At 41.0% G+C, this 16,074-nt stretch carries 12 protein-coding genes and 1 riboswitch; of the genes, 8 read left to right on the top strand and 4 right to left on the bottom strand.

The genetic code is table 11. The features are described 5' to 3' along the window. The first annotated feature begins 16 nt into the window (after window positions 1–16). From ccoG to Q4567_RS14815, 5 genes are all read left to right on the top strand, one after another. Window positions 17–1,447 carry a cytochrome c oxidase accessory protein CcoG gene (ccoG, locus tag Q4567_RS14835; RefSeq protein ID WP_303500898.1) on the top strand — a complete coding sequence of 477 codons (1,431 nt, stop codon included), beginning with the start codon at window positions 17–19 and terminating at the stop codon, window positions 1,445–1,447. After that, the gene (locus Q4567_RS14830; protein WP_216047582.1) at window positions 1,444–2,427 is read left to right on the top strand and encodes a serine/threonine protein kinase; all 984 of its coding nucleotides are present in this window, start codon (window positions 1,444–1,446) and stop codon (window positions 2,425–2,427) included. The genes ccoG and Q4567_RS14830 overlap by 4 nt, the downstream gene beginning before the upstream one ends. A gap of 41 nt (window positions 2,428–2,468) precedes the next feature. Then, window positions 2,469–2,698: riboswitch (cobalamin riboswitch) on the top strand. Window positions 2,699–2,767: 69 nt separating this feature from the next. Further along, on the top strand, window positions 2,768–4,633 hold the full coding sequence (locus Q4567_RS14825) for a TonB-dependent siderophore receptor (RefSeq protein ID WP_303500897.1): 1,866 nt from the start codon (window positions 2,768–2,770) through the stop codon (window positions 4,631–4,633). Window positions 4,634–4,780: 147 nt separating this feature from the next. Then, window positions 4,781–5,434, top strand: coding sequence for a thiol:disulfide interchange protein DsbA/DsbL (locus Q4567_RS14820; RefSeq protein ID WP_216047584.1), 654 nt, complete (start codon window positions 4,781–4,783; stop codon window positions 5,432–5,434). A gap of 30 nt (window positions 5,435–5,464) precedes the next feature. Further along, entirely contained in the window at window positions 5,465–6,085 is a 621-nt protein-coding gene (locus Q4567_RS14815; RefSeq protein WP_216047585.1) for a thiol:disulfide interchange protein DsbA/DsbL, read from the top strand. Between the two features lie 267 nt (window positions 6,086–6,352). Here Q4567_RS14815 and Q4567_RS14810 read toward each other — a convergent pair whose 3' ends face one another. Continuing rightward, window positions 6,353–7,918 (bottom strand): SulP family inorganic anion transporter, encoded by a 1,566-nt coding sequence (locus tag Q4567_RS14810; protein WP_216047586.1) that lies wholly within the window; start codon window positions 7,916–7,918, stop codon window positions 6,353–6,355. A gap of 146 nt (window positions 7,919–8,064) precedes the next feature. After that, a complete protein-coding gene (locus tag Q4567_RS14805) occupies window positions 8,065–8,685 on the bottom strand; it encodes an FKBP-type peptidyl-prolyl cis-trans isomerase (RefSeq protein ID WP_216047587.1) in 621 nt (206 codons plus the stop codon). A gap of 253 nt (window positions 8,686–8,938) precedes the next feature. On the opposite strand from Q4567_RS14805, the gene ppc reads away from it, so the two are divergent. Further along, window positions 8,939–11,563, top strand: coding sequence for a phosphoenolpyruvate carboxylase (ppc, locus tag Q4567_RS14800; RefSeq protein WP_303500896.1), 2,625 nt, complete (start codon window positions 8,939–8,941; stop codon window positions 11,561–11,563). Window positions 11,564–11,648: 85 nt separating this feature from the next. On the opposite strand, the gene mdh is transcribed toward ppc, so the two are convergent. Further along, window positions 11,649–12,584: a malate dehydrogenase gene (mdh, locus tag Q4567_RS14795; RefSeq protein WP_216047589.1), complete on the bottom strand. Its 936-nt coding sequence runs from the start codon at window positions 12,582–12,584 to the stop codon at window positions 11,649–11,651. A gap of 305 nt (window positions 12,585–12,889) precedes the next feature. Between mdh and argR the strand changes: the two genes are divergently transcribed. Both argR and Q4567_RS14785 read left to right on the top strand, forming a co-directional pair. Further along, window positions 12,890–13,354: a transcriptional regulator ArgR gene (argR, locus tag Q4567_RS14790; protein WP_216047590.1), complete on the top strand. Its 465-nt coding sequence runs from the start codon at window positions 12,890–12,892 to the stop codon at window positions 13,352–13,354. A 91-nt stretch (window positions 13,355–13,445) separates the two neighbouring features. Further along, window positions 13,446–14,837: an ATP-binding cassette domain-containing protein gene (locus Q4567_RS14785; protein ID WP_303500894.1), complete on the top strand. Its 1,392-nt coding sequence runs from the start codon at window positions 13,446–13,448 to the stop codon at window positions 14,835–14,837. Window positions 14,838–14,865: 28 nt separating this feature from the next. Here the strand turns inward: Q4567_RS14785 and Q4567_RS14780 are convergent, their stop codons facing one another. Continuing rightward, window positions 14,866–16,017, bottom strand: coding sequence for an endonuclease/exonuclease/phosphatase family protein (locus Q4567_RS14780; protein ID WP_303500893.1), 1,152 nt, complete (start codon window positions 16,015–16,017; stop codon window positions 14,866–14,868). Between the last annotated feature and the right edge of the window lie 57 nt (window positions 16,018–16,074).

Raw genomic sequence — 16,074 nt, 5'->3', positions numbered from 1 at the left:
CGTAAAGGAAAGATGAATGAGTGAACGCATTCCAATCAAAGATATATCCACTGTAAAAGTTCACCAACCAGAAGCCAGTCAACACGAAAACGCGTACACCCCACGAAGTCGAATATATGTCCGCGCTGTTGAAGGCACACTAGAAACCTTTCGACGTTTTTTTGGCTTAATATTTCTTGGCATTTTTGCGCTCATCCCGTGGATTCAATTTAACTCACATCAAGCGGTACTATTTGATATTGGAGCTCAGCGCTTTAATATATTTGGTCTGACTCTTTGGCCTCAAGATTTAACCTTATTGGCTTGGATCCTTATTATTGGTGCCTTCGCATTATTCTTTGTAACCACCTTTGCCGGACGAGTTTGGTGTGGCTTTATGTGTCCACAAACCACTTGGACTTTCATTTATATTTGGTTTGAAGAAAAAATAGAAGGTGCTAGAAACAAGCGGATTAAATTAGACCAGCGTGAAATGGATTTCGACAAATTCTGGCGAAAGGCCCTGAAACACTTCGCTTGGGTGTCGGTGGCCTTGTTAACAGCATTGACCTTTGTCGGTTATTTCACGCCGATTAACCAGTTATTTATTGATTTCTTTACCTTTGACGTTAGTTTTTGGGCGGGCTTTTCAGTCATTTTCTTTACGGTTTGCACATACGGTAATGCTGGCTGGATGCGTGAAATTATGTGTACTCACATATGCCCCTACGCCAGATTTCAATCAGCAATGTTTGATAAAGATACCTTTACCGTTGCGTATAATCCAACTCGAGGCGAAAAACGAGGACCTCGTTCCAGAAAAACCAGTCACGAAGAGATTAAACAAAAAGGCATTGGTGACTGTATCGATTGCAACTTGTGTGTTCAAGTGTGCCCAACAGGTATAGATATTCGCAATGGTTTGCAATACGAATGTATTAACTGCGGTGCCTGTGTAGACGCGTGTAATGGGGTAATGGAAAAAATGAATTATCCCAAAGGACTCATTAGCTTTACGTCAGAACATGAATTGGCCGGCGGTAAAACTAAGATATTCCGTCCCAAATTGATTGGTTATGCCATAGTACTGTTTATCATGACCTCTCTTTTGGCCTATGAAATTATTGCTCGGGTACCACTAGAAGTAGACATTATCAGAGACCGAAATTCGTTATTCAGAGAAACAAATGATGGTCTAATTGAAAATGTTTATACCTTAAAAGTACTGAATAAATCCCAAGCTGAGCACACCTATAAAATTGATGTGGTTGGCTTAGAAGGCAATAAATATATCGGTCCAACTCAGGTGACTGTTGCTGGCGGGGAAGTGTTGAACTTACCTATTAGCATCGCAATCGATCCCTATGCGTTAAATGAAACCGTGACTGAATTTCAGTTTAAGGTGACCTCAACAGACAGTGACGATCCTGTTCAAATGAGTGAAACTAGTAAGTTCATATATCGATGAGTGACTCAATTGCGACTACCTTTGATTTTGCGCAACTTGGTCCTGATACAATACTGGATGCCATTGAATCCCGAGGATACCTAGTAGATTCGGGATTGTTGGCACTGAACAGTTATGAAAACAGGGTTTATCAATTTATTTGCGATGATAAGCGTCGATATGTGGCTAAGTTTTACCGACCACAGCGCTGGAGTCGCGAGCAAATTCAGGAGGAACATGACTTCGCACAAGAACTGCATGATCATGAAATTCCTGTGGTTGCACCTTTACGCACCAATAATGAATCATTACATAGTTATCAGGGTTTTTACTTTGCCATCTTCCCATCGGTTGGTGGCAGACAATTTGAAGTCGATAATCTAGATCAGCTTGAATGGATGGGACGGTTTATCGGTCGCATCCATCAAGTATCTAAAGGCCAGCCGTTTAGTTTCCGTCCTACTTTTAGTATTCAAGAGCATTTGCTTGATGCAAACGCAACCTTGCATAAAACCGAACTTATCCCCAGCAGTTTGCATACGGCTTTTTTTACGATTTTAGAACAAGTTACTGAATTAGCGGCAAGCTTGTATAAACCGAATTCATCCATTCGTCTGCACGGCGACTGTCATCCAGGCAATATTCTATGGCGAGATGGCCCAACCTTTGTCGACTTAGATGATTGTAGAATGGGACCTGCAATTCAGGATCTTTGGATGATGTTGTCTGGTGATACCTACCAACAACGAATCCAAATGGACACATTGGTAGAAGCCTATGAAGAATTTTCACAATTTGACAGCAGCCAACTCAGTTTAATTGAACCATTGCGAGCTATGCGTATGGTCCATTATATGGCTTGGTTATCCCGCCGTTGGCAAGATCCTGCCTTCCCGCAAGCGTTCCCTTGGTTTGCCGACGCCAAATATTGGGAACAACAAATATTAGCGTTAAAAGAGCAATATTCCGCACTCCAAGAGCCAAGCTTGACCTTATTTTAATTACAAAATTATAAAATCCTATTTTTTTAAGAACAGATAGATATAATGCACACCTCTTAGGTGCCACCACTGGTGGTTAAACGGGAAGACAGTGCAATCAGATACCAATCTGATTAATGCTGACGCTGCCCCCGCAACGGTAAGCAAGTGATACTCAAGGGTATTTTTGATTAATAAGTTACCACTGTTTGAAAAAATGGGAAGGTTATTAATCGAGTCTTTATTAGGACACTTGTGAGCCCGGATACCGGCCTGAGAAGCATAGGTTTGTAGTCAAAACTCCAAACTGTAATTCATATGACATAGTACTCGGGCGGAGTACTTAACAAGGCTAAACAACATGCAAAATAAAACGACTCTTTTAGCGTTAAGCGTTAGCTTGGCACTGGCATCTCCCTCTCTCTATGCGCAAACACAAAAACAGCAAAATCAACAAGACATTGAAAAGATGACCGTTGTGTCTAGCCGTATTCAATTGCCAACCAATCGACTAGCCACCAGTGTTTCAGTATTAGATGAGAGCGATATTGAAATGCAAACAGCTCTCAATGTAACTGAAATTTTACGTCAAACGCCAAGTGTCGGCGTGTCTAATTCTGGCGGTTTGGGTAAAAGTACTGTGGTTAGAATTCGTGGTGAAGAAGGGTTCAGAACCAAACTATATATTGATGGCGTGGAACTCAGTGACACTTCATCTCCTCAAGTTGCGCCGATTTTTGATGATGTTCTGATTGATCAGTTGTCGCGAATAGAAATATTGCGAGGCACCCAAGGTCTTTCCTACGGCGCAGATGCCGGCGGCGTTATAAGTATGTACAGCAAGCAACTAACCAAAGGTTTTGAAGCCAGTGGTACACTTGCAGCAGGGTCTTTTGATACACAAGTATTAAACGCTAATGTTGCTGGCGGCAACAACAGCGGTTCATTTTCGTTGTCAGCATCGAAAGTTAAAAGTGACGGTTTTAACGCGCAAGTTAGCGATGAAAGCGGTGAAAAAGATGGCTACGATAACCAAACTGTTCACTTTAAAGGCCAACTGGAATTAACTGATAAAATTGCAGCTTCTTTGGTATTTCGTAATGTTGATGCAGAAAATCAATACGACGGCTGTTACGACAACACCACCTTTGCACAAATTAATCAGTGCACAACGGAAGCGGATCAGCAAACTTTCCGTGGCGCTTTGAGTTATCAAGACAGTCATAGTCAACACCAAATCGCTTACAACAAAACGGATGTTGAAAGAGATTTTATCAATAATGGTGAGTATGGATTTACCAATTCAGGCACTATCGATAAGTTTGAATACATTGGAAGTGTAAACTGGAAACAGCACGATCTTGTATTTGGTCTTGAAAAAGAAACCCAAGAAATCGAAAGCAGTGATTTAGACAGAAGTCAGAAAAGTCTATTTGTTGAGTGGTTAGGTCAGTTTTCAAATCAATTGGCGTTTAATCTAGGCTACAGATACGACGACAATGACACCTTCGGTAAACACAATAGCGTCCGCTTAGGTGCAGTCAAAGTAGTTTCATTTGATTTTGCGGATGTAAAATTTAAAACGACATACGGAACCGGCTTCCGGGCGCCAAGTTTGTATGAGCAAAGTTATAACGATGGCCCTTATGCATACGGTGAAGCTGCAGGCTTGCAATTGGCCGAAGAAAATAGTGAAGGTTTGGATCTGGGTTTCGTCATCGATACTCATAATGGATTGAGCGCTGAAATGGTATTTTTCAAACAATCCATCGAAAACGAAATCGTATTTGATTTAGCTGCTTACCAAGGATATTTGCAGTCTTTCGGTGAAAGTGAATCTAAAGGGGTTGAAACAAGCGTTGAACAAGTATTCGCTAACGGATTAAAAGTCTGGGCTAATTATACCTACAATGATGCACAAGACAGTGACGGTGAAGTTCGTTTGAGAAGGCCTAAAAATAAATTCAACCTAGGTATTAGACAAGCTTGGTTAGATGACAAACTCAGTGCTGAATTGACCTATAGAAGTGTCAGAAATGCGGTAGATATTGGTGGCGTGGAAATAGATGACTATCAACTTACGAACCTAACTGCCCGTTGGCAAATAGTTGAATCAGTCAGCATCAAAGCGGGTGTAAACAACCTTTTTGATGAGAACTATCAAGAAGTAAATGGCTTCAATACCGCAGGCCAAAACTTTTTTGTCGCAACGACGATTAGCTTGTAGAAATAATGCAAGATACAAAAAACCGCTTCGAGAAGCGGTTTTTTTATGCATTTCATCCACAGATTGTATTCATCTGACTGATTAACTATACCTAATCTTTTACTAGCTATGATAACCTTTGATAAATTTTTGAAGGAATTGATTGATATGAAAAAACTATCAACTGTATTAGCGTTATTTTTACTATTATCTCTGCAAGCCTGCTCCAAAGAGAGCTCATCAGAACAAGCCGAAATTCCATCTAAATGGAAAGAAGGTAAACATTACCTAGTGATTAATGATGAGGTTTCTGAAAAGCCTGAAGTACTAGAGTTCTTTTCTTTCTGGTGTCCTCACTGTTATAACTTCGAACCTATTGTTGAACAGATAAAACTAAAGTTAGATAAAGATGTCACATTTAAAAAGGTGCATGTTAACTTTATGCGTTTTACCAGCACACAAATACAAGATGCCGCAACAAAAGCCTTGTTAATAGGCAGAACTATGGACAAAGAAGAAGAAATGAATAGTGCTATTTTTAGTTATATTCATTTACAGCGTCAACCTATTACAGGCACACCTGAGTTAAGAAATATTTTCCTAGCCAAAGGCGTTGATACTGCCGAGTTTGATAAAGTGGAATCTAGCTTCCAAATTAACAACCTACTCAAGCAGAATAATCAAATTATAGAGGCCTATCGTGAACATTTGAGCGGTGTACCAAATTTCATTGTTAACGGAAAGTATCAAGCCCAAATTGTAGAAGGTATGACAAGGGATGATATTGCGGATTTAGTTGTTTGGTTATCTAAACAACGTTAATAACCTTATTTTTTACAGGATTTTATTTATATGATTTTTAAATTAACGCGCAATCTTTTAATAGCATTTGTATGCGCAGTTCCAACTCTTGCAATGGCCCAATCTAAGTGGGAAGAAGGTGAGCACTACACGGTATTAAAAGAGATACCAAGTGAAACCAAGCAGGTGCGCGAAGTATTTTCATTTTGGTGTCCACACTGTTTCACATTCGAGAGCATTGCCAAAGATTTAAAAAGTAAACTGCCAAGTGACGTGACCTTTACCAAAGCCCACGTGAACTTTATGGGAGGTGCTGAAAAAGATACTCAGAATGCAGCGACCAAAGCTATGTTAGCAGCACGCCAATTAGGTAAAGCTGACGAATTTAACACCGCTTTATTTACAGCTATTCATAAAGATCGCAAAAATATTGCCTCCATGGAAGACATTTTAAAGGTGTATGCAGAAGCTGGCGGTGACAGTGATAAGTTGAAAAAACTGGCCAATAGTTATGGAATCCGCGGTGCCGTGCGCAAAAACGATAAATTGACTTTAGGTGTTCGTAGCGTACCCACCTTTATCGTAAATGATAAATATCAGGCAATTTTCGGTTCAAAAATGACGCCGAATGAATTTGTTGAGTTAATTACCTGGTTAACTACCCAAAAATAAATCAACCTTTGATAGAACCTCAAGTCCATTTGAAAAGCCGGATATCATCCGGCTTTTTTGTACCCGTCTAAATAAACAACCTGAATGATGTGTCAGTCCAGTTTCACTAGCTAGTAATTTAGTTAGATGAAATTCTTGCTCACAACTAAGATTCCTAAATCTTTCGCTGGACTAAAGCCCAGCCTACAAACCAGGGGTATACATCCAAAACTGGACTAAAGCCCAGCCTACAAAATCTGTAGCTCGGGCTTCAGTCCGAGGATATATTTATCCCAATTTATCGGAGGCAATGCGATAACGAGGATCTTCATTTACATTCATTTCCACGTAGCCTTGAGCCTTGGTTAACAGGTTAGTACACTCAGGGCTAATATGCCGAATATGTAGCTTCTTGCCTTGAATTTTGTACTTATCAGCCAAACCATCAATTGCATCTAAGCCTGATGAATCCCAAATACGTGAATCTTTAAAATCAATGACCACGTCCTGTGGGTCATTTTGCGGATCGAATAAATCTCTGAAGTGTAAAACTGAACCAAAAAACAAGGGGCCGTCAAGTTCGTAAACTTTCCAACCGTCTTCATCTGTATGGGTTTTCGCACTAATATGGGTGGCGTGTTTCCATGCGAAAACCAGCGCAGATACAATGACCCCTACTACCACTGCTATCGCTAAATCGGCTGCAACGGTAATCCCCGTGACCAAGAACAACACAAATGCATCTTCTTTGTTTACACCACGCACAATGCGAAACGAAGCCCATTCAAAGGTACCTATGACTACAATAAACATCACCCCCACCAATGCAGCCAATGGAATCATTTCAATCAGCGGTGCAGCGAATAAAATGAATCCTAACAATACCAGTGCAGCGGTAATACCAGAAAGACGACCACGTCCACCGGAGTTGATGTTAATCATGCTCTGACCAATCATGGCACAACCACCCATGCCACCAAAGAAACCATTGACGGTATTAGCAACACCTTGACCTACACATTCTTTGTTACCACGACCGCGAGTGTCAGTCATTTCATCGATTAAAGACAAGGTTAACAATGATTCAATCAAACCAACTAAACAGAGAATGACTGAAGTAGGTAAAATGATATACAAGGTTTCCATGTTCAACGGCACCATAGGTACACTGAAGCTAGGTAATTCACCGGCTAAAGTTGCTGTGGCCTTTTGATCTTCAGGTAACATGCCGCGCACAAAATCAATCACGGTGCGAGCTTCTAAATCTAAGCCATGCACTAACAGCGTTACGGTTACAATAGCCACAAGGGAAGCGGGTACAGCGGTAGTTAGCTTAGGTAAAAAATAGATAATTGCCATAGTCAATGCAACCAGACCAAGCATCCAATAAAGCATGCTGCCTTGCATCCATTCTTGAACACCAAACTCATTTACTATTTTGAACTGCCCTAATTGGGCAAGGAAAATGACGATAGCCAAACCATTTACGAAGCCTAACATTACCGGATAGGGAACAAGCCTGATGAACTTTCCTAGTCGGAATATGCCCGCTAAAATCTGTAATATTCCAGCTAAAATAACCGCGGCAAATAAGTATTGGATACCATGCTGAGCGACCAAGGCAACCATGACCACCGCCATCGCGCCCGTTGCGCCAGAAATCATTCCCGGTCTGCCACCAATTGCAGATGTTATTAGGCCCATCATAAATGCAGCGTATAACCCCACCATAGGTTCAACGCCAGCAACAAAGGCAAATGCAACCGCTTCAGGAACTAATGCCAATGCAACGGTTATTCCTGATAGCACGTCATTTTTGACGTTACTGTCACGGTTGGTTATCAGGTCAATCATTTACTACCCCAAATTTTTATTTTATTAATTAAATTATTCAATCGTTCATTTTAGCAGCTAAGCAGGTTTAGATCTTTTAACGGTTTGTTAAAAGACACAAAAAAAGGCCGGATAAATCCGACCTTTAAATACGATATTTGCAAATACTAAGCAACGATATCTAATAGTTCCACATCGAATACTAGAGTACTGAAAGGACCAATTGCGCCGCCAGCGCCTTGTTCACCGTATGCTAAATCATGTGGAACGTGCAAACGCCATTTAGATCCAACAGGCATCATTTGTAATGCTTCTGTCCATCCTTTGATCACGCCATTTACTGGAAACTCTGCAGGTTCGCCACGCTCATAAGAGCTATCAAATACATTACCGTTAATTAAAGTACCGTGGTAATGTGTACGTACTTTAGAAGTAGCAGTAGGTTTTTCGCCTTCACCAGCAGTCAATACTTCATACTGCAAGCCAGAAGGTGTCACTGTAATTTCAGAACGTTTAGCATTTTCTGCTAAGTAAGCTGCGCCTTCTTCGATTGCACCTTTATGCTGATCTGCTTTTGCAGCTTGCATACGTTGGTGAATTTCGTTAAATGCAGCTCCCAAAGTTTGATTATCAACTTGTGGGGTTTGCTTAGCAAAAGCGTCTGCTAGACCAGCTTTTACTGCTTCAATATCAAGACCTTCAAATGGGTTAGATACTAATTGTTCGCCCATTTGGTAACCAATACCATAGCTTGCTTGAAGCTCAACACTGTTATATTTTTCTGACACGTTATATCCTGTTTTGATTGGGAAAGATAAAAAGTGAATGGTATCATAGTTAACGTGTTGCCTTGTACCCCAAAAGCTAATTGGTTAGATACAAAATTAGTAAAATAATAAAAGTCATAGAATAAGCTGCAAAATAATAATAAAAGCTCATCTAAATGACCTTAAGATTAAGTATGATTTAACTTTGTACCCGAACTAAAACATATTTTATTAACTCAAAAATTCTAATTTGTATATTCAGTTTGGAGGATGTGTGAAAGAGCAACTAGCAGTTCAATTGAAGGAATCTGTACGATTTCTAGGAGCGACTCTCGGAGACACAATTCGTGCTCAGCTTGGTGAAGAGTGGCTTGAACGAATAGAATCAGTGCGTATCGGCGGACGGAAATCCCATTTAGGCGATAAAGACTCAACTCAGCAATTAAAAGATCTATTTGCTGAACTCAATAATGAAGATCTTCTGACCGTTGGCAGAGCGTTTTCACAATTCCTTAATTTAGCCAATATAGCCGAACAGGAATTCAATAGTATTTCGATAACAGATGATCCTGTTGAAAAGTTATTCGAACATTTAGATGAAGCAAAAATCGATCAAAGTGACTTTGCTGATGCATTTGAGCAACTTAAGATCGATTTGGTACTTACCGCACACCCAACAGAAGTTACCCGTCGTACATTAATTCACAAACACGGTGAGCTGGCTCGCTGTTTACGTGAAATGCACCAAAGCATGCTTTCAGACGAAGAACGTAGCGAAATAGAAACGCGCATTGCCGACTTGATTAGTCAAGCTTGGCATACCGAAGAAATACGCTCTGTTCGCCCGACTCCAGTAGATGAAGCGCGTTGGGGATTCTCAGTTATTGAGAACTCATTATGGGATGCGGTTCCTGCGTTTATCCGCTCATTGGATAAAAAGGTTAACAGCAAGTTTGGTATTTCATTACCAATAGACGCTTCACCAGTGCAATTTAGTTCTTGGATGGGTGGTGATCGTGACGGCAACCCAAATGTAACCTCTAAAATTACCCAAGAGGTGTTGTTGCTTGCCAGAAAACGTGCAGCGAAACTGTTTGCCAAAGATATTGATGCTCTGCAAGTAGAACTCTCTATGGGTGACTGCGATCAAGCGCTTAAAGATATAGTCGGTGAAGACCAACTAGAACCCTACCGTGCATTGTTACGCCCCCTTTATCATAGACTTGCAAAGACGCAAGAAGGTATCGACAATTATTTAGCTGGTCATCAAGTTGATGATACTAATTGGGTGACTTGTCAAGATGACATACTGGCACCTTTGTTAACCTGCTATCAGTCATTGCATGCTTGTGGAATGCAAGTTATCGCCGACGGCAAACTATTAGACACCATTAGACGTGTACATTGTTTTGGTGTGCACTTACTTAAATTAGATATTCGACAAGATTCAGAACGCCATGCTCAAGTATTTGGCGAGTTAACACGCTACTTTGGCATGGGTGATTACATGCATTGGAGCGAAGAAGACAAACAAGCGTTCTTGTTAAAAGAATTGGGATCTAAGCGTCCACTTATTCCGGAAAACTGGGAACCTTCGGCAGAAGTCCAAGAGGTTTTAGATACCTGCCGCATTATTGCTAAAAACAGCCAACAAGGTTTTGGGATTTATATTATTTCAATGGCAAGTCTGCCCTCAGATGTGCTTGCTGTGCAGTTACTGCTTAAAGACACAGGTGTTAAATGGCCAATGCCAGTAGCACCACTGTTCGAAACCTTGGATGATTTGAATAACGCTGCAATTGTGATGAAACAATTGCTCAGTATCGATTGGTATCGAGGTTATATTCAAGGTAAACAGTACGTAATGATTGGTTATTCTGACTCAGCAAAAGACGCCGGTGCGTTGGCCGCTGGGTGGGCCCAATACGAGTCTCAAGAAGCATTGGTTAAATTAGCCGATGAATTTGAAACCAAGTTGACCTTGTTTCATGGTCGCGGAGGTACAATCGGACGTGGAGGTCTACCTGCACATGCTGCTATCCATTCACAACCTCCAGGTTCTCTCACCGGTGGTTTTAGGGTTACTGAGCAAGGTGAAACCATACGTTATAAATTTGGTATGCCGGAACTTGCGAAAGGAAGCCTAGGCTTATACGCCAGTGCGATTCTAGAAGCGATATTGTTTCCACCACCTAAGCCAAAACAAGAGTGGCGAGAAGCGATTACCTCTATGGCCAACGAAGGTCGTGATAACTATCGTAAAATAGTACGTCATGATGAAAACTTTGTGCCCTACTTTAGAGTGGCAACTCCCGAACAAGAGCTCGGCAAGTTACCCTTAGGTAGTCGTCCAGCAAAACGCAAACCAACAGGTGGTATTGAGAGTCTCAGAGCAATCCCATGGATTTTCGCATGGGCGCAAACGCGGTTGGTTTTACCGTCTTGGTTAGGTTCAATGAAAGCAGTGACCGATTACTACCAATCAGGTCAGCAGCAGATCATTGATGATATGTTGGAAAATTGGCCATTCTTCCATTCCCGCTTATCGATGCTTGATATGGTGTTTAATAAAGCAGACACCAGAATAAGCAAAGAATATGATGATCGTCTTGTACCGGCTGAATTGCAGTATTTTGGTGAAGCATTGAGAACCGAGCTAGATGAAAGCATTGAATCTTTGCTCAAATTATTAGGCCAAGAGACTGTAATGGAAACGGATCTGCGAGGAAAAGAATCCATGAGTATTAGAGCGGGTTACTTGCAACCTTTGCACTTCTTGCAAATTGAATTGTTATCTAGAATAAGAAAATTAGATGACAGTCAACACGATGCGTTATTGGAAAGAGCAATGATGGTAACCATCGCAGGTATTGCTGTGGGCATGCGTAATACAGGTTAATTCTGGCTGAACTAGCCTGCATAAAAAAGCCCCTTGTAGTTAACTACAAGGGGCTTTTTGTTAGGTTCGGCAATAGGTTAAATGCTTAACCTTTTACGAATTTAACACCTAACTCAATATCGCCACGCAAACCGTCAAGCATTGAATCTTTTGCGTTTTGTTCAAATTCACTCAACTCACCGTAGGGTAGAATTTCTTCTACACCGTTAGGACCTAGTCTTACAGGGTGAGAGAAGAATACTGCGTCGTCTGAGTTGGTTTCAACATAAGTATATTCAACCACGTTGTCGCCTTTCATAGCAGCTACTAGAGACAAACAGAATCTTGCCGCAGCTTGACCCATTGACAAAGTAGCAGATCCGCCACCGGCTTTTGCTTCAACAACTTCAGTACCAGCGTTTTGAATGCGAGTAGTTAAACTTGCTATTTCATCATCGCTAAATGTCACACCTTCAACTTGTGAAAGTAGAGGTAAAATAGTTGTACCAGAGTGACCACCAATAACAGGAACGTGCACACTAGTAGAGCTCAAACCTTTCAATTCAGCTACAAAAGTTTCAGAACGGATAACATCAAGAGTAGTTACACCGAACAATTTGTTTTTGTTGTAAACACCCTTAGCTTTTAACGTTTCTGCAGCAATCGCAACAGTAGTGTTAACTGGGTTGGTAATAATACATGTACATGCATCAGGACAGTTATCCGCAATACCTTCAACTAGGTTCTTAACGATACCCGCATTGATATTGAACAAATCAGAACGATCCATACCTGGTTTACGAGGTACCCCTGCTGGGATCAAAACAATATCACAACCTTGTAACGCAGTTGCTAAATCATCTTTACCAAAACCTTCAACTTTTACGTCTGTAGGGATGTGGCTCAAATCAACTGCCACTCCTGGCACAACAGGTGCAACATCATATAAAGCTAACTCGGAACCAGCTGGTAACTGGGTTTTCAATAAAAGAGAAAGGGCCTGACCGATACCGCCTGCAGCACCTAATACCGCTACTTTCATAGTTGTCTCCTGTGGGACTATTAAATTGACGGCAAACCATAGAGTAAGCCGCATGAAAAAACAATTTATTGTGGTGAATGTTCACTATCTGTTTTGCAATATAACTCTTTTAGCCTAACATTCAGTTAGTTTTTAAGGCTTAACAGAATATATGGGTTAGATGCTACGAATTCAATACTTAGTAGTAACTCAAAACAGACACTTTAACTATATGATATTAATGCAAAGTATTTTGCTGCTTGTAAACAAGGCTACCTACCCTGTTTAGATTGTGTCAAACTATAGCAGTTAATAGCGAGGGTGGCATGTCTAATACAAAACAAGAAGAATTGGTCAAAGCATTTAAAGATATTTTAAAAACGGAAAGCTTTGGCTCTCAAGGTGAAATTGTTGATGCACTAACGGAACAAGGCTTTGGCAGTATTAGCCAATCCAAGGTGTCCCGAATGCTGAGTAAATTTGGTGCAGTGCGAACACGCAACGCTCGTGGCGATATGGTGTATTGTTTGCCTCCAGAGATGGGCATGCCCACAGCAAAAAGCCCATTGCGTCAATTAGTATTAGATATTGTGCACAACAATGTCATGGTAATCATTCGTACCAGTCCAGGGGCCGCGCAACTAATTGCCCGCTTACTCGATTCTCTTAGCCAAAAAGACGGCGTACTAGGCACTATTGCGGGCGATGATACGATATTTATTGCTCCTGCCGATATCAGCAATATTGAAGAAACACGTAAAAAAGTCGAAGCGCTATTTGAAAACGTGTAAATTTTAAAAATACACACAAATTATTTCTTGGCAATCTATACCAAATAGAGATTGTTTGGTTGCCGTATTTTAAATTTTGAGTTCTGTAGTAATGATAACAATCAAACACTTTCATCATCCTAAATTGACCGTAAACTCATGGCTTATTCGAGAAAATGCTGCGGTGGCTGTTTTAGGTAAAAATGGGGCCGGAAAACAATATGTTGATAAGCTTTTGTTGGGGCAATTAAAAGATGCCGAATACGCTAGCTTAACTATCCCCGAAAACCAGTTGGTAACATTGGTTTCTTTTGAAACCTTACAAGCAGTTTATGAAAATGAATTAAAGATTGACGAAACTGATCTCACCGATGAAATTGATTTTGGCACTCCGGCAAAAGACTTTTTACCCCAAGACAAACTTGACCACCCATTTATTGCCAGCTTCCACTTAGAACATCGCCTTGATACCGGTTTTCGACAGCTCAGTACTGGCGAGTCGCGCAAGCTGTTAATCTTAAAAGCGATATTATCTGGCGCTACCTATATTATTTTGGATAACCCATTTGATGATTTAGATCCATCATCAAGGGCGCAATTAAGTCAGGTGTTAAGTCAGCTAAAACACCAAGATATCACCTTGATTATATTACTCAGTAATCGTCAAGACATCCCAGACTGGATCACAACATTCGCGCTGGTAGAAAATAATAGTTTGCATGATTTGAGTGGATTATCAGTAAGTGATGCGCAAGCCACTATCGACACTATATTTGCTTTTGACGCACTGGATAAGTCGTTACTTGAGCGAATGATAACGGATAAACATAGCCACAATAAAAAACCGTTAGTACGCATCAAAAACGCGAATGTTATTTATGCCGAAAATCACGCACTCAAATCCGCCGATTTGAGTATTGATACTTTTCAACACACTATTATTACCGGACCAAATGGCTCAGGTAAATCAACGTTGTTGCAATTGGTTACCGGTGACTGTCCACAATGTTTCAGTAATGATGTCACTGTGATGGGGCATAGACGGGGAACCGGTGAAACCATTTGGGACATTAAAAAGCACTTGGGGATAGTCTCCCCCGATATTCACCGCTCCTATCGAGTAGGTTGCAATGCCTTGACAGTAGTTCTTTCAGGATTCATGGATTCTATCGGTTTGTACAAAGACGTGAGTGCTAGTCAAAAACAACAAGCATTAGCATGGTTAGATTTAATTGGCCTTAGGCCACTGGCCAATAACAGCTTTAAACAACTTAGCTTTGGTGAACAGCGATTGTTGCTGATCGCCCGAGCTTTAGTGAAATTCCCGTCACTTTTAGTGTTAGACGAACCCACACAAGGCTTAGATGAAATTAATCGGCGCTTAGTACTAGATGTGATTACAACTATTGCTAAAAAACAGTTGGCAACCATTCTCATGGTTAGCCATCGTGAAGATGAACGCTTGCCAATCTTTGCCCAGCACAAAGAATTGCAGGCTGGATAGTCGCAAGGGTTAACCTACAATATGTAGGTTATTTCAACTCAACTTCGCGCCACACTAGGCGATGATCAGATGATGCTTGTCGTTCTTCAACTAATTCACTACCTGGCTCACTTTTACTGGGCCAGAATACCCCTGAGTCGAGTATTGAAAGGCCAGCTTTAGATGGCAGCACATAGTCAACAGTTAAGCCCCACTTTGCGGTATGATATTTGGCATTAGGGTTATTCAAGTTAGACTCTTTCGCACCTGCACTTTTGGGTAATTCGTGTTGAGCAACACGGGGATGAGCAAGTAAATCAGCCATCATAGTGCGTTCTCCATCGCCTTCATTTGCAGATGCATTCAAATCCCCTAATATAACAAAACGCTCGCCACTAAAGCCGCCTCTGTTGCCCTTATCATCATAGATATAGTCAGCTTTTGAACCGGCGTCTAAATAATCATTCCAAAATTGAATTTCATCATGATTTCGCAAACCATTACGATTTTCCGGCCCATCAAATACCGGAGGAGTTGGATGACTCGCAAGTACATGTAACGTCTTACCTTCTATGTTAATCGGAATATCCCAATGGGATTTAGACGATAAGCGTAAAACTTCCATCGCCTCGGCTGAATACCAAGCACTACCATCGGTGTTCTTAATTTTCCCTAAAGTGTTGTGAGGCATGTCTTTCCACAAGAACTTTTGGAAAGTTCGAGCGCCATGCAAATCAATGGGATAGCGGCTCAATAGCAACATCCCATACTGTCCAGGATAACGACCAAAACCAAAGGCATCACTACCTGAATTTTCTATTTTACCGTCGTTATTTAAGTCAACGCCGCTAGCAACCCCTGTGTTGACCGGAGCATAGTAAAAATATGGGTAATCAATAGCCCGCTGCCCTTGCTGTGAAACCTGCAAATAATTGTTGATAAAAGCGTCAGGACCCAGCGACGGATCGCTGCTGTAATCAAACTCATTTAGCAGAATAATATCAGGTCGAATTCGTTGAATAATCTGTGCAATATTTTTTATCTGTTGGTTATCGCCTGTGGCTAAATGCTTAAACAACAAAGTCGGATCATGCTGGTCTTGCTGCGCTTCTGTCCCTCGATAATTATCCGCTTCCATACTCACATTAAAGGTCGCCACTCGAATTGTTGGTTGAGAATTAGCACAGCTAACTAATTGCATTGCGATTAGCACTCCTAAGATTATCGAAAAGAACTTCATTTTTTATCAACCCGCATA

This window comes from Aliiglaciecola sp. 2_MG-2023 (assembly GCF_030548145.1).
In the GTDB taxonomy this organism is placed as follows: Bacteria; Pseudomonadota; Gammaproteobacteria; order Enterobacterales; family Alteromonadaceae; genus Aliiglaciecola; species Aliiglaciecola lipolytica_A.
Note: the sequence above shows the minus strand (reverse complement) of the source record. Positions and strands in the feature narration are given on the sequence as shown.